Below are 24,439 nucleotides of genomic sequence, written 5' to 3' on the forward strand. Positions count from 1 at the left end.
AGTGGGAGGCATGGTCGCCGTCTCCCCCGACTACGCCCTTCGACTCAGGTACGCCTGGCGCGTCTGCTCGGTGACCAGCCTCGGTCTCGTGCTGATCGGGATCGCCGGCAGCACGCTCAACGTCGCCCTCCCCGCCGTCGTCCGCCACTTCCACGCCACCCCCTTCGAGTCGAGCTGGATCCTCCTGTCCTTCCTGCTCGTCAACACCGCGAGCCTCGTCTTCTTCGGCAGGGTCGCCGACCTGCTCGGCAGGCGGGAGGTGTACCTGGCGGGTTTCGCCCTCTTCACAGTCGCCTCGCTCCTCGCGGGCCTCGCCCCCGGCGTCTGGTTCCTGGTCGCGATGCGGGTCCTGCAGGCGATCGGCTCGGCGATGATCCTGGCCAACGGGACCGTCATCATCACCGCCGCCTTCCCGCCCGACCGGCTCAGCCAGGGCATGGGCGTCTACATCGGCACCCTGTCGATCGCACAGCTCGCGGGACCCACCGTCGGCGGCCTGATCGCGGAGGCGGCGGGCTGGCAGTGGATCTTCTGGGTGAACGTCCCCGCGGGAGTGATCGCCCTGCTGTGGGGAGTGTTCACGCTGCGCAGGATGCCGAGGGGCCCGCGCGAGCCCGTGGACGCCCTCGGCAACCTGCTCATCTTCGCCGCGCTCACCGCGTTCCTGCTGGCGCTGTCCGAGATCGGTAACGGCGGTCCCGTGGTGATCGTGGGCGGTGTGGTCGCCGCCGTCCTGGCGCCGCTCGTCCTCCTGGTCGAACGGCGGGCGTCGCATCCGGTGCTCGACCTGCGGCTGTTCGGCGGCCGGATGCTGTTCTGGGCCAACCTGGCCTCGTTCTGCAACGCGCTGGCCAGGGCGGCGCTGATCCTCGTGGTCGCGCTGCACTTCCAGGCGGCTCGTGGTGTCGACGCGTTCACCGCGGGCCTGAGCGTGCTGCCCGTACCGGTCGGGATGGCGCTCGCCTCCCCCATCGCGGGCGCGCTGGGGCGCAGGGTCTCGCCGTACGCGCTGTCGATCGGGGGTTCGCTGTTCAGCGCGGCGGGGCTGGCGGTCCTGATGGCGACGGCCCGCGGGGGCACGCCGTACTGGATCATCGGGGTGGGGCTCTTCCTGGCCGGATGCGGCAGCGGCACGTTCCTGACCGGCAACACCACGCAGGTGATGAGCGCCCTGCCGGCGGGGAGCCTCGGGGTGGTCAACGGCTTCAGGCTGATGGTCATGAACGTGGGGATCGTGATCAGCGTGGGCCTGTCGCTGAGCGTGCTGACCAGCGCGGTCTCCCCTTCACTGCGTGCGCAGGTCTACGCGGGGACGCTGTCGAGGCTGTCGCCGGTGGCGGTGGAGCAGCTGATGTCGGGCTTCCGGCTGACGTACGGCGTGCTGTTCGGCGTGGCGCTGGCGGGCGCCCTGTTCGCGGCCCTGGCCAGGAGCCCCCGCGCCGTACGATGAGCGGCGGAACGCGGCGAGGACGAGATCGCCGGCCCGCCCAGCACGGGAAGAGGGTAGATGACGCACCACAGCAGGTTGCACCTGGCCGTGATCGACGTGCCCGAGCGCGACCACGACGAGGAGCTGGCGTTCTGGCGAGGCGCGACGGGACACGAACTGCCCGGCATTCCCCAGAACCCCGAGTATCACGGCGGCATGCTGCCCGGCCAGGAGTTCGGGCTCCTGGTGCAGCGGCTGGGCGACGGAGAGCCCAGGGTCCACCTCGACTTCCACACCGACGACCTGGAGGCCGAGGTCGCGCGCCTGGAAGCGCTGGGCGCGACCCGCGTACGGCAGGCCCCGCAGTGGTGGGTGATGCGGGATCCGGCGGGGCTGCCGTTCTGTGTGATCAAGGATCAGGGGATCCACGCCGGCAACGCCCGCCGCTGGGACTGACCGGCCGCCGCCGGCGTCAGAGGGTGGCGTGGAGGCGGGATTCGACGTCGCGGTAGCGGGCGACGGGGATGAGGTGGACCCCGTCGAAGGCGCCGGAGTCGCGGACGCGCAGGACCTGCTCGCAGGCCGCCTCCACACCCGCCATGCGATCTCCGCCCAGCCGTTCCACCAGCTCGGAGGGGATGTCGATGTCGGGGATGGTCGCCGCGAGCCGCTCGGCATGGGTCTGGCTGGCCAGCACCATCACCCCCGCGTAGACGGGCACGTCGACGGGGTTCGCCTCGCGCCACCTCAGCAGCGTGTCGAGGGAGAAGCTGACCTGGACGAAGAGGAAGTCGGCCGAGCGCTTCCACGCCGGAAGCGGCCGCAGCCCCGCCGCCGCGCCCACGCGGAAGGAAGGCGAGAACTCCCGCGCCTCGTCGATCATCGAGCGGACCGTCAGGTCGCTGGTCCTGTTGCCGCTCGTGGGCTTGTCGCCGTAGACGAACAGGAACTGATCCACGCCGTAGGCGGCCGCGGTGAGCAGGTCGCGGCGCAGGCCGAGCAGGTTGCGGTCGCGGGAGTTGAGGCAGGCGATGCTGCGCCCGCCCATGGCCTGGACCTCGTGCGCGACGGCGACGCTCGAGACCGTCGCCCTGCCGATGTGGTTGTCGGGGATGAGGAAGGAATGGGCGAGCTTGCCCAGGGTGCCGATCTGGTGCCGGACGTGCGTGAGGTCGGGCTTGGTGGGCGGTTCGATCTCGCAGACCAGCTGGAACGTCATGCCACGCAGCCTATCGACGGGCGGCCAGCGCGGCGATGCCGCCGAGCACGAGATCCACGCCGAAGCCGTCGTAGAACTCCTCGCCGAGGCCCTCGACCATGGGACGCGCCATCGCCACCAGGTTCGGGTACTTGTCGGAGGGCAGCGTCTGCAGGGACACCCGCTTGACCCTGACCAGCTCGGCGACCTCCTCCGGCGTACGGCCAGGCCTGAAGTGGACGGGCGCGTCGGCGATGGAGATGGCGCTCTGCAGGAGGTACTTGGTGATCAGGCAGCTCTCCTCGGAGCTGAAACCGGCTGAGTAGGCCAGGCCGAGCGCCCGGTCCCAGACCGCGAGGAAGCTCGGCACGGCGGTCTGGTCGATCTGTTCGAGCAGGTTCTTCGCGCACGGGTAGCGGCGCAGGACCCTGATCAGCCCGAGGACGAGATCGCGCAGCTGCTCCTGCCACGGGCGCTCGTCGGCCGCCTTGGGGGCGAATCCGGCGATCAGGTGGTCGGCCATGCCGATCATCAGCTGCTCTTTGTTCTTGAAGTGCCAGTACAGCGCCATCGGCGTCACCCCGAGATCGGTGGCGAGACGCCTGATGGTCACCGCGTCGAGCCCCTCGGTGTCACCGATCTCCAGCGCCTTGCCGACGATGGCCTCGGCGGTCAGTTTTCCCATCACGGTTGACAACTATACGCCGTACGAGTTCAACTATACGGCGTACAAGTACGACGTATAGGAGACATGGACATGAGATGGTGGGCGCTGGCCGCGGTTACGCTCGGTAGTTTTACGACGTACCTCGACAACAACATCGTCAACGTGGCGCTCCCGACGATCCAGCGGGAGCTGGGGCTGACGCTGTCGGGCCTGGAGTGGGTGGCGACCGGCTACATGCTCGTGTTCGCCGGGCTCATGCTGGTCGGCGGGCGGCTGGCCGACGTCCTCGGCAAACGCAGGACGTTCCTGACCGGGCTGGCCGTCTTCACGCTCGCGTCGCTCGGCGCGGGGCTGGCGGCCGACGGCGGCACGCTGATCGCCGCGCGGGCCGTCCAGGGTGTGGGCGCCGCCCTCCTCACCCCGACCGCGCTGGTGCTCATCTCGTCGACCTTCCGCGACCCGCGCGAGCGCGGGACCGCGGTCGGCATCTGGACCGCGTCGGGCGCGCTGTCGATGGCGCTCGGCCCTGCGGCGGGCGGCTTCATCAGCGAGAACCTGCACTGGGGCTGGATCTACCTGATCAACGCGCCCATCGGCGTGGCCACGTTCGGGCTGGCCGTGTGGGCGATCAAGCCGGACGCCGAGCGGGTGCGGCGCAGGCTCGACCTGCCTGGACTGGCCACCTCCGCCGTGACGCTCTTCGCCCTCACCTACGCGCTCATCGAGGGATGGACGCTCCCGCTCGCCGCCCTCACGGTCGGCTCCGCCATCGCCTTCGCCGTCGTCGAGGCCAGGTCCGCCGAGCCGATGATCGACCTGAGCCTCTTCAGGAACCGCAGTGTTCACCGGCGGGACGCTCGCGATGGGTCTGTGGTCGTTCGGGGTCTTCGGCATCTACTTCTTCAGCGCCCTGTGGCTCCAGAACTCGCTGGGCTTCTCCCCCGTCGAGGCGGGCGCCGCTTTCGTCCCGATGGCCCTGCTCATGGCCACCGTCGCGATCCAGGCCCAGCGCCTGGCCCGCCTCCTCGGCAACGGCCGCACCGTCGCGCTCGGCCTGGGCCTGATGGCGACGTCCGTGCTCGGCATCTCCTTCGTCGGCGCGGGCGGCGGCTACCTCGACGTCCTGCCCTGGTTCCTGCTGTACGGCCTGGGCGGCGGCATGCTGGTCCCGCTGACCACGATGATCCTCGGCGCGCTCCCCTCGGACCGGGCAGGCGTGGCCTCCGGCGTCCTGAACGTCTCCCGCGAGGTGTTCGGCCTGCTCGGCATCACCGTCCTCGGCGCCATCCTCAACGCCAGGCAGGCCGAGGCCGACTTCCTCGCCGCCTACCAGTCCACACTGGTGATCGCCGCGATCATCGTGGCCGTGGGCATCCCCGTCAGCCTCTACTCGCTGCGCCGTACGGCTCAGGCCGCGATGGCGGGCGCGTCGAACTGAGTCCTGTGCAGCTCCGTGTACCTGCCGCCCTCGGCCAGCAGCGTGGCGTGCGTCCCCCGCTCCACCACGCGGCCGTCCTCGACCACCAGGATGAGGTCGGCCGCGCGGATGGTCGACAGCCGGTGCGCGATGACGATCGCGGTCCTGCCGTCCAGCGCCTCGCCGAGCGCCTCCTGCACCGCCGCCTCCGAGGTGGAGTCGAGGTGGGCGGTCGCCTCGTCGAGGATCACCACCCTGGGACGGGCCAGCAGCAGGCGGGCGATGGTGAGCCGCTGCCGCTCGCCGCCGGACAGCCGGTAGCCGCGCTCGCCGACCACGGTGTCCAGCCCGTCGGGCAGCGACTCGATGAGGACGGCGAGCCGCGCCCTGCGCAGCGCGTCCCAGATCTCCTCCTCTGTGGCCTCGGGACGGGCCAGCAGCAGGTTCGCCCTGATCGAGTCGTGGAAGAGGTGCCCGTCCTGGGTGACCATGCCGAGCGTGTCCCTGATGGAGTCGGCCGTCAGGTCGCGGACGTCGACCCCGCCCAGCCTCACCGCGCCCTCGTCCACGTCGTAGAGCCTGGGCAGCAGCTGGGCGATCGTGGACTTGCCCGCACCCGACGAGCCGACGAGCGCGACCATCTGGCCGGGCTCGGCGCGGAAAGAGATCTCGTGCAGCACCTCGGCCCCGCCGCGGGAGTCGAGGGCGGCGACCTCCTCCAGGGACGCGAGCGACACCTTGTCGGCCGAGGGGTAGGCGAAGCGCACGCCGTCGAACTCCACCGACACCGGGCCCTCGGGCACCTCGCGGGCGTCGGGCTTCTCCTTGATGAGCGGCTCCAGATCGAGCACCTCGAAGACGCGCTCGAAGCTGACCAGGGCGCTCATCACGTCCACCCTGGCGCTGGCCAGCGCGGTCAGCGGGGAGTAGAGCCTGGTCAGCAGCAGAGCCAGCGCGACGACCGAGCCGGGATCGAGCTGCCCCGCAAGGGCGTAGAAGCCGCCCAGGCCGTACACCAGGGCCAGGGCCAGCGCCGAGACCAGGGTCAGGGCCGTGACGAACAGCGACTGGGTCATGGCGGTGCGGACGCCGATGTCGCGCACCCTGCGGGCCCGGTCGGCGAACTCGGCCGACTCGACGGCGGGGCGGCCGAACAGCTTGACCAGCGTCGCGCCTGGGGCGGAGAACCGCTCGGTCATCTGGGTGCCCATGGCGGCGTTGTGGTCGGCCGCCTCGCGGCGCAGCCTGGCGATCCGGCCGCCCATCCGCCTGGCCGGCAGCACGAAGACGGGCAGGAGCAGCAGCGCCAGCACGGTGATCTGCCAGGAGATGCCGATCATCACGGTGAGCGTCAGCACCAGGGTGACGACGTTGCCCGCGACGCTGGAGACGATGTCGGTGAAGGCGCGCTGGGCGCCGATCACGTCGTTGTTGAGCCGGGAGACGAGGGCGCCGGTGCGGGTACGGGTGAAGAAGGCGATCGGCATGCGCTGGACATGGTCGAACACGGCGGTGCGCAGGTCGAGGATGAGGCCCTCGCCGATGCTGGAGGAAAGGAAGCGGGTGAGCAGGCCGAGACCCGCCTCGGCCACCGCGAGTCCCGCGATGAGGACGGCCAGCCATACGACCACGTCGAGGGGCTGGGCGTTGACGATCGCGTTGACGACCCTGCCGGCGAGGACGGGGGCGGCTACCGCGAGAGCGGCCATGACGAGGCTGAGGGCGAGGAACTGGGCGAGCCGGGTCCTGTGCGGACGGGCGAAGCCGCCGATCCTGCGGAGGGTGGCCAGCGAGAAGGGGCGCCGCTCCTGGCGGGCGTTCATGGCGCCGTAGAGCTGGTTCCAGGCGGTGACTTCCATGTCCATGCGGCCGACCGTAGAGGCTCAAGTTAACTTGAGGTCAAGCCGACGCGCCCGCGGTCGGACACACGTCATCCGGCTGAGCCCGGAAAGAGACCTCAGCCCGCGGCCGTGGGAGGTCGCGGGCCGAGGTCAGATGCGACCAGCTAGGAGCCGATCTTCTTGCCGCGCGAGTGCCACGTCACCGCGACCGACGGCCGCGGCTGCGAGGTGCCGCCGTCGGGCCAGTGGCTGGCGGGGGCGTCGGGGGTGGCTCCGTCGAGCTCACCGGGGTGCTGCACCGCGACGAACACGCTGCGCTGGTCCTTGGTCACCATCGGCCCGCAGGTCTCGGCCCCGACGGGCACGGTCAGGAACTGGCGGACGTATCCGCGCTCCTTGCCCTGCACCGGCATGACGAACAGCCCGTCGTTCGTCTTCAGCGCGTTGCCGTCGGTGGAGATCCACAGGTTGCCGTCCGCGTCGAACGTCACGTTGTCAGGGCAGGAGATCGGCGAGACCTTCGTCTTGTCGAACCCGGCGAAGTAGGTCGTCGCGTCGTTCGGGTCGCCGCAGACCAGCGGGATCGACCAGGCGAAGGTCGTCGACCCGGCGTCGTCACGACGCTCCACGATCTCCAGCACGTGCCCGTGCTTGTTGGAGGGACGCGGGTTGGCCTCGTCCACCTGCGCGGCGGTCCTGTTGGTGTTGTTGGTGAGCGCCACGTAGATGGCCTTGTTGACTGGGTTGCGCTCGATGTCCTCGGGCCTGTCCATCTTGGTGGCGCCGACCTTGTCGGCCGCGACGCGGGTGAAGACCAGCACCTCGGCCGCGGTCATGCCGTCCACGAAGCTCTTCGTGCCGCTCACCAGCGGGATCCACTGGCCCGAGCCGTCGAAGGCGCCGTCGGCAGGCAGCTTGCCGGAACCGTCGATCTCCGTGGCGGGGCTGTCGCCGGTGAACTTGGCGACGTAGAGGGTGCCCTCGTCCAGGAGCGTGCGGTTGTGCCGGTCGAACCCGGGGATGTAGCGCTGCTTGGAGACGAACTTGTAGATGTACTCGAAGCGCGAGTCGTCACCCATGTAGACCGCGAGGCGGCCGTCCTTGGTCAGGGTGGTGTTGGCGGCCTCGTGCTTGAAACGGCCGAGCGCGGTCCGCTTGATCGGCGTCGAGTCGGGGTCGAACGGGTCGATCTCGACGATCCACCCGAAGCGGTTGGCCTCGTGCGGGTGCTTGGCCAGGTCGAAACGCTCCTCGACCCGGTCGAACCTGCGGCTGCTGGAGGCGGCGTTGGTCGGGATGGTGTAGCGGGCGACCTTCGGGTCGTTCTTGTCGCCGTTGACGAAGTACTGGTCGAAGTTCTCCTCGGCGGTCAGCACGGTGCCCCAGGGGGTGGTGCCGCCCGCGCAGTTGTTCAGCATGCCGATCGGCTTGGTGCCGTCCGCGTCGGCGGCGGTCTTCAGCAGGTCGTCGCCCGCGACGGGGCCGCTGAAGCGCATCGGGGTCTGCGCGGTGATGCGCCTGTTATAGCGGCGACGGCCGCTCGTGACCAGCTTCCACTGGCCGGTGTCGCCCACCCGCTCGATCTCCACGACGGAGCCGCCGTGCGCGGCCAGCGCGATCTTGATCTGCTCGTCGGTGGCGGTGGCGCCGCCGGAGTAGCCGCGGAACATGAGGTTCTCGTCGGTGTACTCGTGGTTGACCCACAGCAGGGCACGGCTGCGGCCCATCGGGAACATGGTCACGAAGTCGCAGTTGTAGCCGAACTGCTTGTTCTGCGCCTCGGCCGTCTGGTTGTCGAAGTCGAAATCGGGCGCGTCGGGCAGCACCGGGTCGCCCCAGCGCACCACGACCGCCGAGGTGTAGCCCTCGGGGATGGTCAACGCGTCATTGGTGTTCGGCGCCACAGGGCTGAAGGCCAGGCGTCCACGCCCGTGGTCGCCATGCTGTCCGAGCGCCTCGGGGTCGGCGAAGGCCGGTACGGCACCCGCGCCCACGACCAGCGCTCCGAGGGCTCCCACGCCGCCCGCGCGCAGAACGCCACGACGCGACATCGCCTGCGCGGCGATGTCACCGAAATAGGTGTTGTCACTGGTGTTCGTCACTTCGTGCGCGCAGGCGTTGCCGCAGCGGAACTGGCAAGTGAGGGCGCTTCGACCGCTCTTGTGCGGGGTCGAGAGCAACGGCAGCAGCCTGCTCGGGTGCGACACGGGTCCTCCAGATCAATAAACGCGGTCGTTCCGCCGGGACGCTACGGTGACCGCTGAAACCCGGGGTGAACGACGACCGCCCCGCCGATGAACCCTTCCTGGGAGACAATAGGGGAATGCCGCCACGCAAACCGGACTATGAGCAGCTCAGGTCCGCGCTCGACGCCCAGCTGGTCGCGCTCGACGAGCCCCCCTTCGACGGGCCCGCCTCCGCCCTGCCGGACGCGTGTGTCGTGGCCGTCATGGCGGCCTACGACAAGGGGCTGAAGCCGGAGCGGGAGGCGGGGCGCTTCGCCGTACGGCACCTGCTCGACCGGCTGGTGGAGAAGGCGCCAGGGCGGACGGTCGAGGTGCGGGTCCCGCCGTACGCGGCCGTGCAGTGCGTGGAGGGGCCGCGGCACACGCGCGGCACCCCGCCGAACGTCATCGAGACCGACCCTCGCACCTGGCTTCAGCTGGCTGTCGGCCACATCACGTGGTCGGAGGCGATGGCGAAGGGCGCCGTTCTCGCGAGCGGCGCCCGTGCCGACCTGTCCGACTACCTACCGGTCTAGTTCGGGTTGAGCCACGGGATCTTGCTCTCCACGCACTGCTCGGCAAGCCGCTGAGGCAGGCCCGAGCACTCGGCGAAGTAGTTGGAGATCCAGATGGCCGCGCCGACGGCCAGGGCCAGGGTGAGCACGCTGAGGGCGATGCCGACCCATGCCCTGCCCTTGTTGCCGCCCTTGGAGAGGGCGACGATGCCGAGCACGAGGCCGACGAGGGCGGTGAGCACGCCGGTGAAGCACACGAGCAGCAGGAACAGGCTCGCGATGCCCAGCACCAGCGAGGCGGTTGCCAACCCGCTGCCCGGCTTGGCGGGACGCCAGCCGGCGTCCCGGTACGGGACAGGCCCGCCGGGCGGAGGCGTGTAGACGACTCCCCCTGCGGGGGCGGCGTAAGGCGAGGTCGCCTCGAAGGCACCGGGTGCGGTTCCCTCGGGTGTGGGCCCCTGGGGGCCGCCGCCATAGGGGCCGCTCCCCGGAGCGCCCACGTAGGGGCCGCCCGGAGCGCCGCCATAGGGACCGCCCATGGTGCCACCCGCCTGCTCGCCGCCTACCGGCGTGCCTGGGGTGCCGGGAGTGCCTGGGGCCTCGCTGCCGAACGCGCCGGTGCCGTAGGGCCCGGTGCCTGGTGTCTCGTTGCCGCCCTGGCCGGACGGGACGCCGCCATGAGAGCCGCCGGCCTGGGGGCCGCCGTAGGGGCCGCCGCTCTGCCGGCCCGCCTCGTAGGGGAAACCGCCCTGGGGGGCCTCCCCGTGGGAGGTGCTGTAGGGCGTGCTCCCCGTTCCCGGGGCTCCGCCGTACGGGCTGGATGGTGAGACTCCGGGAGCCGGGGGTGCGGGCTCGCCCTGACCGCCCATGCCGGAGGCGGTGGCACCGAAAGCACCGGCGGCCGCGCCGCCGAGGCCTGGGAGGTCTCTGGGGTATTCCTTCGGGCCCCCCTCGTACGGCGACGTCCCGGTGAGGTGGCTCGGGTTCGTGTCGGCGGAGTCCGGGTACGACGGCTGGCCGTACGGCGGAGTGGACGGGGTGGGCGGGTCGTACCTGGAGGGGCTCGACGGCGGCGACATCTCGCGGGTCTCGTCGTCCTCGGCCCAACCGGGATAGGGCGGAGTGGAGCCTGGCACCTGGTAGCCGGGCTCCGGCCTGCCCCACTCGGTGAACGCCTGCGTGCGGTCGGCGTCCGCGTCGCCCCCGGCCGGAGGCTGGGCGGCGTACGGCTCGCCCTGGCTCGGCGACGGCACCTCGGGCGCGGACGGCAGGTCGGGGTGGCCGGGCCCGGGTGTGCCAGGAGGCTCGGGAACGTCCGGCTGCGAGGGGGCCGAAGGCGGCTCGGGCACTATCGGAGGCCCGGGCGCGATCGGCGGCTCGGGGGTGTACGGCGGCTCGGGGGTGACCGGTCCCCCTGGCTCGGGCTCGATGGGCGGCTCGGGCGTGACCGGCCGCTCGGGCTCGCCGGGCTGCTCCGGCGGCTCATACCGTCCCGACTGCTCGTACCGGTCCGACGGCTCATACCGGCCCGACTGCTCGTAGCTACCCGATGATTCGGACCGTTCCGCCGACGAGGGTTCGGTCATGTCGGGCCATCCGGACTCGTCGCCGGGCTCTCCACCCGACCACGCGGACTGCTCGGAAGGCGTGGGCGTGCCGTACGGCTCTCCCCCGCGACCGGCACCCCACGCGGACTGCTCGGACGAAGCCGAAGGCCACTCCGACTCGAAGGACGACCACTGCGAGGACGCCTCCGCCGAGGACCACGTGGAATGCGACCCGCTCGACTCCCCCGAGCCCTCCTCGGAAGGCCTGGGTGACTCCTGCGTCGGCCAGACGGGAACGTCGGCCCCACGCTCATAGGACCCGCCCCACCTGGCTTCCTCCCCCGAGGAAGCGGGTGGCTCGGGCGCGATCGGCTCCCCATGCGGCGTCATGGACGCCTCGTCGGACCAAGGAGCCGCCTCCGGTTCGGAATGGCTCTGCTCGGCGCTGGGCTCGGTCGGATCGCCCGAGGGCTCGCCGCCCCGCGGGTCCTGGCCCGGCCGAGGGTGGTTGGGGTCTCCAGGTGTGGTCACGGTCTACGTCTCCCCCGACGTGTCGGCATGCCGGACCTCCACACTCCCCCGGAACAGCCCGTCAAAACGGCGCGACACGGCAAAAGAGTGGCGATCCTTGGGTCACAGTGCGCCAAGCGTCCAGGTCAAGATGAATGCATGCTGGACGAGCCCTGCCCTACGGCCTGGAAACCGGCCTGGAAACCCTGGCATCCAGGACGCCGTCGGGCCGCCTTTCCACGCCGGTCGACGTCGCCGAGCTCATCAGCTTCCTCGGCTCGACCGCCAATCGCGACCTCAGCGAGAAGATCATCCGAGAAGGGCGCAGCACGGGACGAACAGGTCAACTCATGTGATCAAGGCCCCGGGTGTGCGAGCAGAGTCGGAGCCAACCTAAACTGAACTACGTGCTGAAGGGCGACGGCCTACTGGGCCATGACCTGGACCCCCGTGACCGTGCACCGAAGGACGCCTGTGGCGTCTTCGGAGTCTGGGCGCCAGGCGAAGAAGTCTCCAAACTCACCTACTACGGGCTGTACGCGTTGCAGCACCGCGGACAAGAGTCTGCGGGCATCGCGGTCAGCGAAGGCAGCCGCATCCTCGTCTACAAGGACATGGGCCTGGTGGCCCAGGTCTTCGACGAGTCGGTGCTCGGCACGCTCCGCGGGCATCTCGCGATCGGCCACTGCCGCTACTCCACGACCGGTTCGAGCGTGTGGGAGAACGCGCAGCCCACGTTGAGCTCGACCGAGGTGGGTGGTCTGGCGCTCGCCCACAACGGCAACCTGATCAACACCGCCGAGCTGGCCGAGCGCCTGGCCCCAGGGGTGACCAGGGCCACCACCGACACCGAGGTGCTGACCAACCTGCTGGCCCAGGACCGCACCCGCTCCATCGAGGACGCGGCGGCCGACCTGCTCCCGCAGGTCAAGGGCGCCTACTCGCTGGTCTTCATGGACGAGAAGACGCTCTACGCCGCCCGTGACCCGCAGGGCATCCGCCCGCTGGTGCTCGGCCGCCTGGAGCGCGGCTGGGTCGTGGCCTCGGAGACCGCCGCCCTCGACATCGTGGGCGCGACGTTCGTGCGCGAGGTCGAGCCCGGCGAGCTGCTGACGATCGACGAGGACGGCGTGCGCTCGCGCAGGTTCGCCCTCGCCGACCCGAAGGGCTGCCTGTTCGAGTACGTCTACCTGGCCCGCCCCGACACCACGATCGCGGGCCGTGGCGTACAGACGACGAGGGTCGAGGTGGGTCGTGTCCTGGCCCGCGAGCACCCCGTCGAGGCCGACCTGGTCATCCCGACCCCCGAGTCGGGCACACCGGCCGCCGTCGGCTACGCCGAGGAGAGCGGCATCCCGTACGGCCAGGGCCTGGTGAAGAACTCCTACGTCGGCAGGACGTTCATCCAGCCCTCGCAGACCATCCGCCAGCTCGGCATCCGCCTGAAGCTCAACCCGCTCAAGGAAGTCGTCGCGGGCAAGAGCCTGGTCGTCGTGGACGACTCGATCGTGCGCGGCAACACGCAGCGGCAGATCGTCCGCATGCTGCGCGAAGCGGGCGCGCGCGAGGTGCACGTGCGCATCTCCTCGCCGCCCGTCGCCTGGCCCTGCTTCTACGGCATCGACTTCGCCACGCGCGCCGAGCTCATCGCGGGCTCGCTCAGCGTCGAGGAGATCCGCCAGTCGCTCGGCGCCGACTCCCTCGGCTACATCTCGCTCGAGGGCCTGACCAAGGCGACCACGATCCCCGCCGAGCGCCTGTGCAGGGCGTGCTTCGACGGCTCGTACCCCATCCCGATCGACCAGGACAACGTCGGCAAGTACGTACTGGAGAGTTCGCCCAAGTGAGCACCTACGAGGCCGCAGGCGTCGACATCGAGGCGGGCGAGCGCGCCGTCGAACTGATGAAGGACAAGGTCGCGCGCTCGCGCCGGCCGGAGGTGGTCGACGACGCCAGCGGGTTCGCCGGGCTGTTCGACGCCTCCGCGCTGCTGCGCTACAAGCGGCCGCTGCTGGCGACCTCCACCGACGGCGTCGGCACCAAGGTCATGCTCGCCCAGCAGTACGGCAAGCACGACACGATCGGCGTCGACCTGGTCGGCATGGTCCTCGACGACCTGGTGGTGTGCGGCGCCGAGCCGCTGTTCATGACCGACTACATCGCCTGCGGCAAGGTCGTGCCCGAGCGGATCGCCGAGATCGTCGGCGGCGTCGCCGAGGGCTGTCGCCTCGCGGGCGCGGCCCTGGTCGGCGGCGAGACCGCCGAGCATCCAGGCGCGATGGGCGCGGACGAGTACGACCTGGCGGGCGCAGGCACCGGCGTCGTCGAGGCCGACGCGATGCTCGGCCCCGACAGGGTGCGTGAGGGCGACGTGGTGCTCGGCCTGGCCTCCTCCGGCGTCCACTCCAACGGCTACTCGCTGGTACGGCACGTCATCAAGCAGGCGGGGCTCTCCCTCGACGCCGAGGTGCCCGAGTTCGGCCGCCCGCTGGGCGAGGAGCTGCTGGAGCCGACGAGGATCTACTCGCTCGACTGCCTGGAGCTGGCCCGCACGCTCGAGGTGCACGCCTACGCGCACATCACCGGCGGCGGCATCGAGGGCAACCTGTCGAGGTCGCTGCCCTCGCACCTCGACGCGCTGCTCGACCGTTCGTCATGGACGGTGCCCGCGGTCTTCGGCGTGCTCGCCGGGCACGGCGGGATCGAGCGGCAGGCGATGGACCGCACGTTCAACCTGGGCGTCGGCATGGCGGCGATCGTTCCCGCCGAGGTGGCGGACGCGGCGATCGAGTTGCTCGCGGCGCGAGGGCTCGACTCGTGGGTGCTCGGCGAGGTCGTGGCGGGCACAGGCCAGGCCCGCTACCGCTAGCTCGCGCGGCTCCCCGGTCCTCCTGAAGCCCGGCTTCGGGGGGACCGCGGTCCTGTGGTCCTCGGGAATCCGAGCGGAAACGCGGAAGTGCCCCACGGGTGGGTCACCCGCGGGGCTCAGCCCGACAACACATCAGCTATCGACGCCCGGACGGCCCGTCGTCGCCGTCGTCGCCATAGTCATCGGCGTAATCGGCATAGCGATCCGCCAGCTCATCGTTGAGGTCGTCGGCGTCGTCATCGTGGTTGGAGTCAGAGACTCCGAGCTCGTCGCGAAGACGCTCAAGATCCGTGCCACCGCTGTTGTACTTCAGCTGGCGAGCAACCTTGACCTGCTTGGCCTTTGCTCGGCCGCGCCCCATTGGCTCGACCCCCTCGTGTGGGGTCGTCCCCGACCCCTCGTCGCTAACGCACCACACACTGACGCCATGACTTTGGGCGTCAGTCTCTCGTTCGCCTATTACCGTACCTGTTTTGCGCTCAGCTCGGTACGTCGTATGGTCGGGGGGCGTCAGCCGCCCAGCCAGATGGCCCTAATTCGCCCGACTTCCGACATTCTGCGCTCAGCCAGCCTATCCGCTGCCACCGCCGGTGGCACACCCTCCTCGGCCGCGATGGCGAAAATCTTGAGCGTGGTGTCGAAGATCTGGCTCGCCTTGGCCCTCGCGCGCTCCATGTTGAAGCCTTCGATCTCGTCGGCGACCTGGATGACGCCGCCGGAGTTGACCACGTAGTCGGGGGCGTAGAGGATCCCGCGGTCGGCGAGCTGCTTCTCCACTCCCACGTGTGCGAGCTGGTTGTTGGCGCCGCCGCACACGATCTTCGCACGGAGCTGCGCGACCACGGTGTCGTCGAGTGCCGAGCCGAGGGCGCAGGGGGCGTAGACGTCGATGTCGGCCGCGGTCAGCTCGGCCGCGGACGCCACGACCTCGACCGAGGGGTGGCGCTGCCGTACCCGCTCGACGGCAGCGGCGTTGACGTCGCAGACGACGACTTCGGCGCCGTCGTCGATGAGGTGCTCGACCAGGCGGTGACCCACCTTGCCGACGCCTTCGACGCCGACCCGCTTGCCGCGCAGCGAAGCCGTGCCCCACACGAAGGAGGAGGAGGCGCGCATGCCCTGGAAGACGCCGAACGCGGTGAGGATGGAGGAGTCGCCCGCGCCGCCGTGGGCGACCGTGCGACCGGTGACGAAGCGGCTCTCGCGGGCCACGAGGTCCATGTCCTCGCTGAAGGTGCCCACGTCGCACGCGGTGTAGTAGCGGCCGTTCAGCGACTGGACGAAGCGGCCGTAGGCGCGCAGCAGCGCCTCGGACTTCATCGTGGCGGGGTCGCCGATGATGACGGCCTTGCCGCCGCCGAGGTCGAGCCCGGCGAGCGCGTTCTTGTAGGCCATGCCCTTGGAGAGGTTGAGCACGTCGGCCAGTGCGGCCTGCTCGCTCTCGTACGGATAGAACCTGGTGCCCCCGAGTGCGGGGCCGAGCGCGGTGTTGTAGATGGCGATGATGGCGCGCAGCCCGCTCTGCTCGTCAGCGCAGAAGACGACCTGCTCATGAGTGTCCTTGTGGGACTGCCCGAAGACGTCGGTCACGGTAGTGACTCCCTGTCCGGTCCGCCGCACCTTCGCGGCGGAGATCACCTCTCAGAGTAGAGGCCTGTACGGCATGCCGTCGCCCCACGCGCTGGGACGAGTGGCCAGGTGGCGGCCCTTAGTGTGGACCACAACGGTGCAAGCAGGTTGTCTTCGTGACACGATGCCACCGTGCTGCCCTATGCCGCTTACCTTCGTGTCTACGAGCCCCTGACCGCGTTCCCCGAGTCGGATCGCGCCGCCTGGGCCGAATACGCGGAGTCACGCGACCGACCGCGCAGGGCCACCGCGCTCGACGCCGAGCACGGCGAGTCCATCCGGCGGCTGCTCGCGAAGCCTCCTCACCCCGCTCCGCCCCAGGAGAGCCCCAACGCCTATCTACGCCGCGTTGAGGATCGCCTCTACGTCTGCCCATGGCAAAGCCGGTTGCGCTCGTGGCTGGCGTTCTCAGACTTTCGTGGAAGCACTCCTGTGAAGCTCATGGACAGCTTCGTGCCGCAGACGATCGCCGAGCAGACCGCCGACGACTTCGACAAGTACAAGCGGCAGGGCGGCTCTGCCGCGCTGCGCACCCACATCAGGACGACGACGTGGAACGTGCCTCCCGCGTGGTTCGTGCCGTTCGACGGCAACGAGCGGTGGCTGGTGCTGGGCAAGCCGGCCAACGGCCAGGACACCACGACGACCACGGGGCGCAACCTCATCTACGTCACCTCCATGGCGCAGGCCAGGCGGCGCGCGGCCAGAGCGCTACAGGTGATCCGCAGGCACGTGGGCGAGGTGGCCACCGGTATAGAGGTGGAGGACATCGCCAGATGGCTGGAGGAGTTCCACCCCCACTCGCTGGTCGAGCTCGACTACGGCGGCCTGGTCCACCTCATGGACGACGAGGCGCTGCAGGCCGACCAGTCCGTGGCCGAGCTGTCGGCCGCCCTCACCGGTCTGGACACAGGTCAAGAAGAACTTGCCTTTGCCATGTACCAACGCGTGATCTTGCGGTGGAAGTCAATGCAACTTCTGGAATCTGCCAACTGAGCCCCAAAACAACGGTCTGACCTGCATGAGTAGGTCATGTGTGGCGGCTGCTGCCTTCTGCGAACTGAGCAGTTTGCCGTTTTCACTGCGATACCACGAAACGTGTCGCTAGAATCACCGAGCGTGACATCGCCACGTGGGCGGGCAAGTGGGTCAAAGAAGGGCTCGCCAATCGCTCTGCGTGGCGGTATGGTCACTTCGGGTGATGCCGCATATGGCCCAGAAAAGCCGCACGCACTGGGCCATAGGGGGACATCCGTGACACGCGCACAAGCAGTCGCAGGATCGCTGAGCCGGTCCACACGGAGGAGAGGCCGCACAAATGTCAGCTCGTACACCCGAGGCCGAGCCACTGCTCACGCCCGCCGAGGTCGCGACCATGTTCAGGGTCGACCCCAAGACCGTCACGCGGTGGGCCAAGGCGGGTAAGTTGACGTCGATTCGTACCCTGGGGGGACACCGCCGTTACCGGGAGACCGAGGTTCGTGCTCTGCTCGCGGGCATTCCGCAGCAGCGCTCGGAGTAAGTCCGGGGTCGTCACGATCCTTAGGGGGGTTCACGGTGGGCCTGGTTCTACGGCCCGGTCCACCCGCGTGACGACGTCAAGTCTCCCCGCGCGTCGGGGGACGCATACGGGAGTTGGCGCCGCCCGCCCGGCGCCATCCTTCCTCCCCTGTCAACGGCGGGAAGCGTGCGCGAGGTCCACCGTTCGGTACGGTCCCCCACGGCCTGTCGGCCACGGTGGACGAGACCCCGCCACGAGTCACGCCAGGTCGCGGAGCAACCGCTCCACGCTCTGGTCATAGGTCGCCGCCACACCGAGCAGCGCCACCATGTGGTCGACGAGCATCTTCTCGAGCGTCGGTCGCTCGATGTCGCGATGCTCCAGCCAGTCGAGGCCGGCAGTCTCGACCGAGGCGATCCACGACCTCAGGGTCGTGCGGAGCACAGGGCTCGGTTCGTCGACCCTCATCTGCTTCTGGATCATCAGGAACAGGCGCCGCCGTACCCCGTCGACGATCTCGCCGACCTCGCCGGCGCGGTTGGCGGGACCGCCGCGCAGCAGGGCGGCGAACCCCGCCGCGTGCTCCTCGACGAAGTCGAAGTAGCGCCGCAGCCCCAGCGCCAGGTCCTCCAGCGGACGGCCGCCGCCCTGGGGGCGCAGCCGCGACTCCAGTTGCTCGGCCGCGCTCCTGAGCGCGGCGACGTACAGCTCCTGCTTGCCGCCGAAGTAGTGGTAGACGAGGGCGCGCGACGCGCCCGCGGCCGAGGCGACGTCGTCGATCGAGACGTCCTCGGCATCGCGCGTGCTGAACAACTCCAGGGCGGCCGCCATGAGCTCTTCGCGGCGACGATCCACGCTCAGCCTGCGCCGCGCAGGACGGGTGCCGCTGCCTGCGGATTTCCCGGAAGTCACTCCTGCACACTATCGGAGCCCGTGCCTAATAACGCTCGGGCCCGTACCCTGCCGCGTCCTCGATCGTTTGGTGAGACAGGTGCCCATCCAACGCATCGCGGGGGAGACACATGTCAGGACCGCCAGTCAACACGTCCGTCGTCGAGGTAGTAGACACCCTGCCTCGCCCGAGACCCACCATCCGCAACGTCGCCGAGCGCGCCGGCGTCTCCAAATCGCTGGTCTCGCTCGTGCTTCGCGGATCCCCTCACGTCAGCGAGCATCGCCGGCAAGCCGTGCTCCAGGCCGCGCGCGAGCTCGGCTACCGGCCCAACGCCGTGGCCCGCAGCCTCGTCGAGGGCCGCACCCATCTCGTCGGCGCGCTCGTCGCCGACCTGCACAACCCTTTCTACGCCGAGTTCCTGGACGGCCTGCAGGAGAGCCTGCACGGCGACGGTCTCAGGATGCTGATCGGCAACAGCCAGTGGGACCCGGCCTTCGAGGACGAGGCCGTTGAAGCGTTCCTGGAGCTGAGGGTGGACGGGCTGGTGCTGCTCGGCATCGCTCCGACCAGCGAAACCCTCATCGAGGCGACCTCCTACACCCCCACGGTCGTCGTAGGGGAACGTGACATCGAGCTCGACAACGTCGACATCGTGGTCGACGACGACCAGCTCGGCGCCCGCCTGGCCATCGACCACCTGGTCGACCTAGGCCACAAGCGCATCGCGCACATCGAGGGCACGCGCTCCTCACGGTGCGAGGGCTACCTGGTCGCGATGAGGCGGCACGCGCTCGCGCCGTACATCATGGTCGAGCACGGTGACTGCACCGAGGAGGGCGGCAGGCGCACCGCACGCGCGCTGCTGACCCGCGACCCCCGGCCCACCGCCATCTTCGCGGCCAACGACGTCGTCGCGCTCGGCGTGCTGTCAGCGGCCAGCGAGCTGGGGCTGCGCGTGCCGGAAGACCTCTCGGTGGTCGGCTACGACAACACCCATCTCGCGGCCGTCCACCACATCTCCCTCACCTCCGTCGACCAGCCCAGGCGAACCATGGGCAGATCGGCGGCGGCACTGCTGAGCGACCGGATCCAGGACCCCGGCAAGGTCGCCCGGCTGCGCCAGGTCACCCCCGAGCTGATCGTACGGCGGAGCACAGGCCCCGCCTAAACGTTGGTCAAACACCGGGGCGCCCTCCCGCCACGGTTGTTAACTCTGACGGGTCACTGCTGTATCTGACCCGGGGGACAGTCATGCGTGATCCAGAACTGGTGTCATGCGCCCAGCGCGCGGCGGCCGAGCTCGAGCGCGCCTGGGCGCAGTGGCGCGCGGGACGGGGACGGGGACGGGGAACGGACGTCGGGGCCGAGTCGGTGGCCAGCTACGTGGCCCACTCCCTCGACCATCCATGGGGCCGCCCGCGCGTGGTGCTGGGCCTCGACGCCGAGGACGCGAGGGAGCTGGCGGCCCTGCTGCAGCGCCAGGAAGTCGGCGAACACGTCTGGTGAGTCCTCGGCGTCACGTATTTTGGAACGCATGCGTGTTCTCACCGCCTCCACTCTCGCCCTCTGCGGCCTTGCCGCCGTCGCCGCGTGCGGCAGCACCGCCAACAGCGAGAGGGTCGCCGCGCCCGTGGCCGCCCAGCCGCCCGCCGCGGGCGCGCCAGGCGCCGCCGCGCAGGTGCGCGACAAGCCGCTCGACGGGAAGACCATCGTGGTCGACCCGGGCCACAACGGGGGCAACTTCAAGAACCCGAAGGCCATCAACCGCCAGGTCAACGTCCTGACCCAGTGGAAGGCCTGCGACACCACCGGCACGTCGACCAACGACGGCTACAGCGAGGCCGCCTTCACCTGGGACGTCTCCCAGCGCCTCGTCAAGATCCTCAAGTCGCGCGGCGCCACCGTGAAGCTGACCCGCAAGGACAACGACAGCGTCGGTCCCTGCATCACCGAGCGGGCCGCCATCGGCAACAAGACCAGGGCGGATGCGGCCATCTCCGTGCACGCCGACGGCTCGGCGCCCGGCAATCACGGCTTCCACGTCATCATTCCCAAGAAGATCAAGGGCCCGGTCGACCCCGTCGTGGACGACTCGCGCAGGCTCGGCCTCGCGGTGCGCGACGCCTACAAGAAGGAGACGGGCCTGCCGTACTCCACCTACATCGGGTCGAAGGCGCTCAGCTTCCGCAACGACCTCGGCGGGCTCAACCTGTCGACGGTCCCGAAGATCTTCATCGAGACCGGCAACATGCGCAACGCGGGCGAGGCCGCCAAGTTCGAGAACCCGGCCTTCCGGCAGCGGGTCGCGCAGGGTCTGGCGGACGGTTTGCAAAACTACTTGAAGTGACATCATTTGCGGCATGAACCAGCTGCTGCTGCCTCGCCCGAATGTTCTGTCCGCGCTGTCCGGTTCCTACGAGCTCACCGTGGGGGCCACCGTTTCGGGCCCCGCCGACCTGGCCGACGCCGTACGGCGGGCGCTTCCGATTCTCGACCTGCGCCCAGGCGACACCGGCGCGATCGACGTCAGGCAGGACCCCGCGCTCGGCGAGGAGGCCTACCGCCTGGTCGTGGGCTCGCGTGGCGTCGAGATCATCGCGGGCGGCAGGGCGGGCGCGTTCTACGCCGCGCAGTCGCTGCACCAGCTGCTTCCCGACGCGACCTACCGCAGCGCCGTACCGGCTGAGTCGTGGGTCGTGCCAGGCGTGCGGGTCGAGGACGCCCCCGCCCACACGTGGCGCGGGCTGCACGTGGACGTGGCGCGGCATTTCCTGCCCAAGCGCGAGGTCCTGCGCGTGATCGACCTGATGGCCGTCCACAAGCTGAACCGGCTCCACCTTCACCTGGTGGACGACCAGGGCTGGCGGGTGGAGAGCAGGGCCTACCCGCGCCTGCAGGAGGTCGCCTCCCACCGGGCGCGCACCGCCACGAACCACCGCCGCGAGGAGCCCGCCTACGACGGGATCCCGCACGGCGGCTACTACACCCTCGACGACCTGGCCGAGATCGCGCGGTACGCGAGGGCGCGCGAGGTCGTCGTCGTCCCCGAGATCGACGTGCCCGGCCACGCGAGCGCCATCCTGGCCGCCTACCCCGCGCTGGGGGCGACGGGCGAGCCGTTCGAGGTGCTCGACAGGTGGGGCATCTCCCCCGCCATCCTGTCGCCGCTGCCGCCGACCGTCGACTTCCTCACCACGATCTTCGACGAGGTGCTCGGGGCGCTGGGCCCGACGCCGTACGTGCACATCGGCGGCGACGAGTGCGTGCTCGACGACTGGGAGGCCTCCGCCGAGATCGGCGCCTACCGTGAGTCGCTCGGGCTCGCCGACGTGGGAGAGCTGCACGCCTGGTTCCTGCGGCGGCTGGCCGACGTGCTGGCCGAGCGCGGCTCGCGGGCCGTGGTGTGGGACGAGGCGTTCGTCAGCGGCGCGCTCCGGCAGGACACGCTGGTCATGCCGTGGCGCGGCATGGGCGTCGGCCGCAGGGCCGCCGCCGCGGGACACTCGGTGATCGCGACCCCCGTCTTCCCGCTGTACTTCGACTACGCCGAGGCGGCTTCGCCCGACGAGCCGATGGCCATCGGGGATGCCATCACGGTGACGGACGTGGCCTCCTTCGAGCCCGCGCCCGCCTCGTGGGAGCCCGGCGAGCGGGAGCGGGTGGTCGGGTTGCAGGGGCAGCTGTGGAGCGAGCGCATCCCCGACGCCCGGGCGCTGGACTACCGGGCCTGGCCGCGGACGTGCGCGCTGGCCGAGGTGGCGTGGGGCGGCGAGGCAGGCTCCGACTTCATGGCCAGGCTGGAGCGGCACCTGGGGAGGCTGGACGCGCTCGGGGTGGAGTACCGGCCGCTGGACGGGCCGCACCCCTGGCAGCGGGGACGCCCACACCGGCCCAGCACGGTGCAGGTGGCGGCGGCGATGGAGCACCTGGACGAGATGACCCAGTCGGCCACGTCGACCCGCCCCAGCATCTGAGGCGCATGAGCCTGTAGCCAGGTACACCCCGGCTCGGGAGCCATCCCCATTCCTCGTCCCCGGTGGGAAACCCAGCGTCGGGGATCATGACATCTCCTACTCGCGCGGAGCCGGGCCCCGCGGGTCGCGTCGCGATGCTCGCCCTCTCCCCGGTGATCGCCTGGGGTCGCCGGAGCGGCACGGCCCGGCTGTGGGCCGCCGCGGCACACCGCCTGCGGAAGGAACCTGACTGAAAGGCGGATGGGGGCTCGGCCGAATAGCCGATCCGCTCGCCGAGCGCTCTCCGGGACACTCTGTGCCGCGACCGTTCCGACGATCAAGGGAGTGCTCAGGCCCCGCCACCTTCCACCGCTTCACCACGGCCACCTCTTATCGCGCGCACGGCGACCACCTGTCCGACGGAGGAGGCGGCGCCTTTAGCCAGTCGACCGGCGCCTGGTACTACCTGACCGGGGTGGAGGTCGCCTCGCCCGCTCGGGCAGTGGTGGCCTTCGGCGATTCCCTCATCGACGGCGTCGGCATCGGCCAGGGCGCCGACTCCCGGATCGTCGACCAGCTGGCCGAACGGCTCATCGAAGCGGGCAGCCGGCTCGGGGTCGTCAACGCCGGGATCGCGGGCGCGCGCCTGCTGAACGACTCCGCCTGCTTCGGCGACAAGGCGGGGGCCCGCTTCCGCCGCGACGTTCTGGACCGTCCGGGCGTCAAGGCCGTGCTCATCCACCTGGGCGCCAACGACCTCGGCTACCCGCAGTTCCCGAGCCCGTGCACCGCGCCCAGCACGAAGGTCACCGTGCGTCAGCTCATCGAGGGCCACCAGGCTCTCATCAGGGCGGCGCACGCCCGCGGCGTCAAGGCGATTGGCGTCACCATCGTGCCGCTCAAGGGAGCGCTCTTCCCCCTCTGGAGCAAGGAGGTGGAAGAGGCGAGAGTGGCGCTCAACCAGTGGATCCGCACCAGCGGCGCCTACGACGCCGTGCTCGACGCGGATCGCGCGCTCGCCGACCCGGCCGCCCCCGCCACCCCCAGGACCGGCTACGTCTTCATGGACGGACTCCATCCCAACGAGGCGGGCGCCCACGCCGTCGCGAGAGCCATGGACCTGCGGGAGCTCGTCGCGGAACGCTAGAGCACGGACGGCGGGGCGTGGGCGCGGAGGAGGTCGGGCCCGTCCTCAGGAACGCAGCTCGGGGAACTGGTCGTCGCGCCATTCCGGGAGCGAGGACTTGTCCGAGGCGGCTTTCTCCTCGCGACCGCGGAGCTCCACCCGGCGGATCTTGCCCGACACCGTCTTCGGCAGCTCGAAGAACTCCAGCCGGCGCACCCGCTGGTACGGGGGGAGCTTGTCCCTGGCGTGACGCAGGATCGCCAGCGCGGTCTCCCTGTCCGGTTCCCAGCCTGGCGCCAGCGCGACGTACGCCTTCGGCACCGCCAGCCGCAGTTCGTCCGGCGAGGGCACCACGGCCGCCTCCGCCACCGCGGGGTGCTCGATGAGCACGCTCTCCAGCTCGAAGGGTGAGATCTTGTAGTCCGAGGCCTTGAACACGTCGTCGGTGCGTCCGACGTAGAAGATGTAGCCGTCGGCGTCACGGGCGGCCACGTCGCCGGTGTGGTAGTAACCGGCGGCCATCGCCTCCGAGTGGCGTCGCTCGTCACCCTGATACCCGGTCATCAGCGACACCGGCCTGCGGCCGAGGTCGATGCAGATCTCCCCCTCCTCGGCCTGCTCGCCCGTGATGGGATCGACCAGCACCACCGGCACCCCCGGCGCGGGCAGGCCCATCGAACCGGGCTTGACCGGCATGCCCGGCACGTTGCCGACCGACAGCGTGGTCTCGGTCTGGCCGAAGCCGTCCCGCAGCGTCAGCCCCCAGGACTGCCGGACCTGCTCGATCACCTCGGGGTTCAGCGGCTCGCCCGCCGACACCACCTCGCGCAGCCGGCCAGGACTACCTGACAGGTCCGCCTTTATCAGCATCCGCCACACCGTGGGCGGCGCGCAGAAGGTCGTCACCTCCGCCCGGCGGATCTGGGCCAGCAGGGCGCCGGGATCGAACCGGCGCGGGCCGCCGTAGGCGGACCGCTTTAAAGACGTAGAGAAAGTTCTCATTCGCCGGGTGTCCAGGGGCGTGTCCTGTCCCGGGAGATGCTTGACACCGCTGTCCCACCACATGCTTGACGGTTGCTGTTTTCGGCTATGCCGTGGTGCGTCGTTTGCGGGCGTC

General features: G+C 70.2%; 22 protein-coding genes and 2 pseudogenes. 15 read left to right on the plus strand and 9 right to left on the minus strand.

From position 1 onward, the window contains the following. Nucleotides 1–10: 10 nt before the first annotated feature. Both AB0B45_RS48020 and AB0B45_RS48025 read left to right on the plus strand, forming a co-directional pair. Nucleotides 11–1,450 carry an MFS transporter gene (locus AB0B45_RS48020; RefSeq protein WP_358145158.1) on the plus strand — a complete coding sequence of 480 codons (1,440 nt, stop codon included), beginning with the start codon at nt 11–13 and terminating at the stop codon, nt 1,448–1,450. A gap of 57 nt (nt 1,451–1,507) precedes the next feature. Further along, nucleotides 1,508–1,885: a VOC family protein gene (locus tag AB0B45_RS48025; RefSeq protein ID WP_358145160.1), complete on the plus strand. Its 378-nt coding sequence runs from the start codon at nt 1,508–1,510 to the stop codon at nt 1,883–1,885. A gap of 16 nt (nt 1,886–1,901) precedes the next feature. Here AB0B45_RS48025 and AB0B45_RS48030 read toward each other — a convergent pair whose 3' ends face one another. Together AB0B45_RS48030 and AB0B45_RS48035 are read right to left on the minus strand one after the other, a co-directional pair. Beyond that, a complete protein-coding gene (locus tag AB0B45_RS48030) occupies nt 1,902–2,648 on the minus strand; it encodes a methylenetetrahydrofolate reductase (protein WP_358145162.1) in 747 nt (248 codons plus the stop codon). 10 nt (nt 2,649–2,658) lie between these two features. Then, nucleotides 2,659–3,312 (minus strand): TetR family transcriptional regulator, encoded by a 654-nt coding sequence (locus tag AB0B45_RS48035; protein WP_358145193.1) that lies wholly within the window; start codon nt 3,310–3,312, stop codon nt 2,659–2,661. A gap of 72 nt (nt 3,313–3,384) precedes the next feature. On the opposite strand from AB0B45_RS48035, the pseudogene AB0B45_RS48040 reads away from it, so the two are divergent. Continuing rightward, nucleotides 3,385–3,975, plus strand: a pseudogene (locus AB0B45_RS48040) (MFS transporter); the annotation flags it as partial. Nucleotides 3,976–4,132: 157 nt separating this feature from the next. Next, nucleotides 4,133–4,732: an MFS transporter gene (locus tag AB0B45_RS48045; protein WP_358145165.1), complete on the plus strand. Its 600-nt coding sequence runs from the start codon at nt 4,133–4,135 to the stop codon at nt 4,730–4,732. Here the strand turns inward: AB0B45_RS48045 and AB0B45_RS48050 are convergent. Continuing rightward, complete coding sequence (locus AB0B45_RS48050) at nt 4,702–6,576, minus strand: ABC transporter ATP-binding protein (protein WP_358145166.1); 1,875 nt, start codon at nt 6,574–6,576, stop codon at nt 4,702–4,704. The genes AB0B45_RS48045 and AB0B45_RS48050 overlap by 31 nt on opposite strands. Nucleotides 6,577–6,716: 140 nt before the next feature. Beyond that, complete coding sequence (locus AB0B45_RS48055) at nt 6,717–8,759, minus strand: PhoX family phosphatase (RefSeq protein ID WP_358145167.1); 2,043 nt, start codon at nt 8,757–8,759, stop codon at nt 6,717–6,719. Between the two features lie 116 nt (nt 8,760–8,875). Between AB0B45_RS48055 and AB0B45_RS48060 the strand changes: the two genes are divergently transcribed. Beyond that, the gene (locus tag AB0B45_RS48060) at nt 8,876–9,313 is read left to right on the plus strand and encodes a sterol carrier family protein (RefSeq protein ID WP_358145169.1); all 438 of its coding nucleotides are present in this window, start codon (nt 8,876–8,878) and stop codon (nt 9,311–9,313) included. Here AB0B45_RS48060 and AB0B45_RS48065 read toward each other — a convergent pair. Then, complete coding sequence (locus AB0B45_RS48065; RefSeq protein WP_358145170.1) at nt 9,310–11,370, minus strand: hypothetical protein; 2,061 nt, start codon at nt 11,368–11,370, stop codon at nt 9,310–9,312. The two genes, AB0B45_RS48060 and AB0B45_RS48065, sit on opposite strands and share 4 nt — an antisense overlap. Before the next feature lie 134 nt (nt 11,371–11,504). Here AB0B45_RS48065 and AB0B45_RS48070 point away from each other — a divergent pair, with 134 nt between their 5' ends. The 3 genes from AB0B45_RS48070 to purM are packed head-to-tail and all read left to right on the plus strand — an operon-like array spanning nt 11,505 to nt 14,218. Beyond that, nucleotides 11,505–11,705, plus strand: coding sequence for a hypothetical protein (locus AB0B45_RS48070; RefSeq protein WP_358145172.1), 201 nt, complete (start codon nt 11,505–11,507; stop codon nt 11,703–11,705). 51 nt (nt 11,706–11,756) lie between these two features. Then, entirely contained in the window at nt 11,757–13,196 is a 1,440-nt protein-coding gene (gene purF / locus AB0B45_RS48075; RefSeq protein WP_358145173.1) for an amidophosphoribosyltransferase, read from the plus strand. After that, nucleotides 13,193–14,218 (plus strand): phosphoribosylformylglycinamidine cyclo-ligase, encoded by a 1,026-nt coding sequence (gene purM, locus AB0B45_RS48080; protein WP_358145175.1) that lies wholly within the window; start codon nt 13,193–13,195, stop codon nt 14,216–14,218. Before purF ends, purM begins: the two co-directional genes overlap by 4 nt. Nucleotides 14,219–14,354: 136 nt before the next feature. Here purM and AB0B45_RS48085 read toward each other — a convergent pair whose 3' ends face one another. Both AB0B45_RS48085 and AB0B45_RS48090 read right to left on the minus strand, forming a co-directional pair. Further along, entirely contained in the window at nt 14,355–14,579 is a 225-nt protein-coding gene (locus AB0B45_RS48085; RefSeq protein ID WP_358145177.1) for a DUF3073 domain-containing protein, read from the minus strand. A 149-nt stretch (nt 14,580–14,728) separates the two neighbouring features. Then, a complete protein-coding gene (locus tag AB0B45_RS48090; RefSeq protein WP_358145179.1) occupies nt 14,729–15,808 on the minus strand; it encodes a Glu/Leu/Phe/Val dehydrogenase dimerization domain-containing protein in 1,080 nt (359 codons plus the stop codon). Between the two features lie 171 nt (nt 15,809–15,979). Here AB0B45_RS48090 and AB0B45_RS48095 point away from each other — a divergent pair, with 171 nt between their 5' ends. Together AB0B45_RS48095 and bldC are read left to right on the plus strand one after the other, a co-directional pair. Further along, nucleotides 15,980–16,843 carry a hypothetical protein gene (locus AB0B45_RS48095; RefSeq protein ID WP_358145180.1) on the plus strand — a complete coding sequence of 288 codons (864 nt, stop codon included), beginning with the start codon at nt 15,980–15,982 and terminating at the stop codon, nt 16,841–16,843. Nucleotides 16,844–17,165: 322 nt separating this feature from the next. Continuing rightward, nucleotides 17,166–17,369, plus strand: a complete 204-nt coding sequence (gene bldC, locus AB0B45_RS48100) for a developmental transcriptional regulator BldC (protein ID WP_013133571.1) — start codon at nt 17,166–17,168, stop codon at nt 17,367–17,369. A gap of 237 nt (nt 17,370–17,606) precedes the next feature. Here the strand turns inward: bldC and AB0B45_RS48105 are convergent, their stop codons facing one another. Beyond that, nucleotides 17,607–18,260 (minus strand): TetR/AcrR family transcriptional regulator, encoded by a 654-nt coding sequence (locus AB0B45_RS48105; protein ID WP_358145182.1) that lies wholly within the window; start codon nt 18,258–18,260, stop codon nt 17,607–17,609. A 110-nt stretch (nt 18,261–18,370) separates the two neighbouring features. Between AB0B45_RS48105 and AB0B45_RS48110 the strand changes: the two genes are divergently transcribed. The 5 genes from AB0B45_RS48110 to AB0B45_RS48130 all read left to right on the plus strand — a co-directional run bounded on the left by AB0B45_RS48110 (nt 18,371) and on the right by AB0B45_RS48130 (nt 23,343). After that, entirely contained in the window at nt 18,371–19,411 is a 1,041-nt protein-coding gene (locus AB0B45_RS48110; RefSeq protein ID WP_358145183.1) for a LacI family DNA-binding transcriptional regulator, read from the plus strand. Between the two features lie 83 nt (nt 19,412–19,494). After that, nucleotides 19,495–19,749, plus strand: a complete 255-nt coding sequence (locus tag AB0B45_RS48115; protein WP_358145185.1) for a hypothetical protein — start codon at nt 19,495–19,497, stop codon at nt 19,747–19,749. A gap of 28 nt (nt 19,750–19,777) precedes the next feature. Next, a complete protein-coding gene (locus tag AB0B45_RS48120; protein ID WP_358145187.1) occupies nt 19,778–20,590 on the plus strand; it encodes an N-acetylmuramoyl-L-alanine amidase in 813 nt (270 codons plus the stop codon). A 13-nt stretch (nt 20,591–20,603) separates the two neighbouring features. Continuing rightward, nucleotides 20,604–22,217, plus strand: a complete 1,614-nt coding sequence (locus AB0B45_RS48125) for a beta-N-acetylhexosaminidase (RefSeq protein ID WP_358145188.1) — start codon at nt 20,604–20,606, stop codon at nt 22,215–22,217. A gap of 295 nt (nt 22,218–22,512) precedes the next feature. After that, complete coding sequence (locus tag AB0B45_RS48130; RefSeq protein WP_358145190.1) at nt 22,513–23,343, plus strand: GDSL-type esterase/lipase family protein; 831 nt, start codon at nt 22,513–22,515, stop codon at nt 23,341–23,343. A gap of 45 nt (nt 23,344–23,388) precedes the next feature. On the opposite strand, the pseudogene AB0B45_RS48135 reads toward AB0B45_RS48130, so the two are convergent. Then, nucleotides 23,389–24,273 (minus strand): annotated as a pseudogene (locus AB0B45_RS48135) (AMP-binding protein); the annotation flags it as partial. Nucleotides 24,274–24,439 lie beyond the last annotated feature (166 nt).

Source organism: Nonomuraea sp. NPDC049152, assembly GCF_040648355.1.
Classification (GTDB): domain Bacteria; phylum Actinomycetota; class Actinomycetes; order Streptosporangiales; family Streptosporangiaceae; genus Nonomuraea.

Excerpts from the sequence above, each read along its gene's own strand:
- AB0B45_RS48035 (WP_358145193.1), bottom strand. The coding sequence starts at position 3,312 with ATGGGAAAACTGACCGCCGAGGCCATCGTCGGCAAGGCGCTGGAGATC.
- AB0B45_RS48120 (WP_358145187.1), top strand. The coding sequence starts at position 19,778 with ATGCGTGTTCTCACCGCCTCCACTCTCGCCCTCTGCGGCCTTGCCGCC.
- AB0B45_RS48085 (WP_358145177.1), bottom strand. The coding sequence starts at position 14,579 with ATGGGGCGCGGCCGAGCAAAGGCCAAGCAGGTCAAGGTTGCTCGCCAG.
- AB0B45_RS48025 (WP_358145160.1), top strand. The coding sequence starts at position 1,508 with ATGACGCACCACAGCAGGTTGCACCTGGCCGTGATCGACGTGCCCGAG.
- AB0B45_RS48070 (WP_358145172.1), top strand. The coding sequence starts at position 11,505 with ATGCATGCTGGACGAGCCCTGCCCTACGGCCTGGAAACCGGCCTGGAA.
- AB0B45_RS48060 (WP_358145169.1), top strand. The coding sequence starts at position 8,876 with ATGCCGCCACGCAAACCGGACTATGAGCAGCTCAGGTCCGCGCTCGAC.
- AB0B45_RS48110 (WP_358145183.1), top strand. The coding sequence starts at position 18,371 with ATGTCAGGACCGCCAGTCAACACGTCCGTCGTCGAGGTAGTAGACACC.
- AB0B45_RS48115 (WP_358145185.1), top strand. The coding sequence starts at position 19,495 with ATGCGTGATCCAGAACTGGTGTCATGCGCCCAGCGCGCGGCGGCCGAG.
- AB0B45_RS48030 (WP_358145162.1), bottom strand. The coding sequence starts at position 2,648 with ATGACGTTCCAGCTGGTCTGCGAGATCGAACCGCCCACCAAGCCCGAC.
- bldC (WP_013133571.1), top strand. The coding sequence starts at position 17,166 with ATGTCAGCTCGTACACCCGAGGCCGAGCCACTGCTCACGCCCGCCGAG.
- AB0B45_RS48020 (WP_358145158.1), top strand. The coding sequence starts at position 11 with ATGGTCGCCGTCTCCCCCGACTACGCCCTTCGACTCAGGTACGCCTGG.
- AB0B45_RS48050 (WP_358145166.1), bottom strand. The coding sequence starts at position 6,576 with ATGGACATGGAAGTCACCGCCTGGAACCAGCTCTACGGCGCCATGAAC.
- AB0B45_RS48125 (WP_358145188.1), top strand. The coding sequence starts at position 20,604 with ATGAACCAGCTGCTGCTGCCTCGCCCGAATGTTCTGTCCGCGCTGTCC.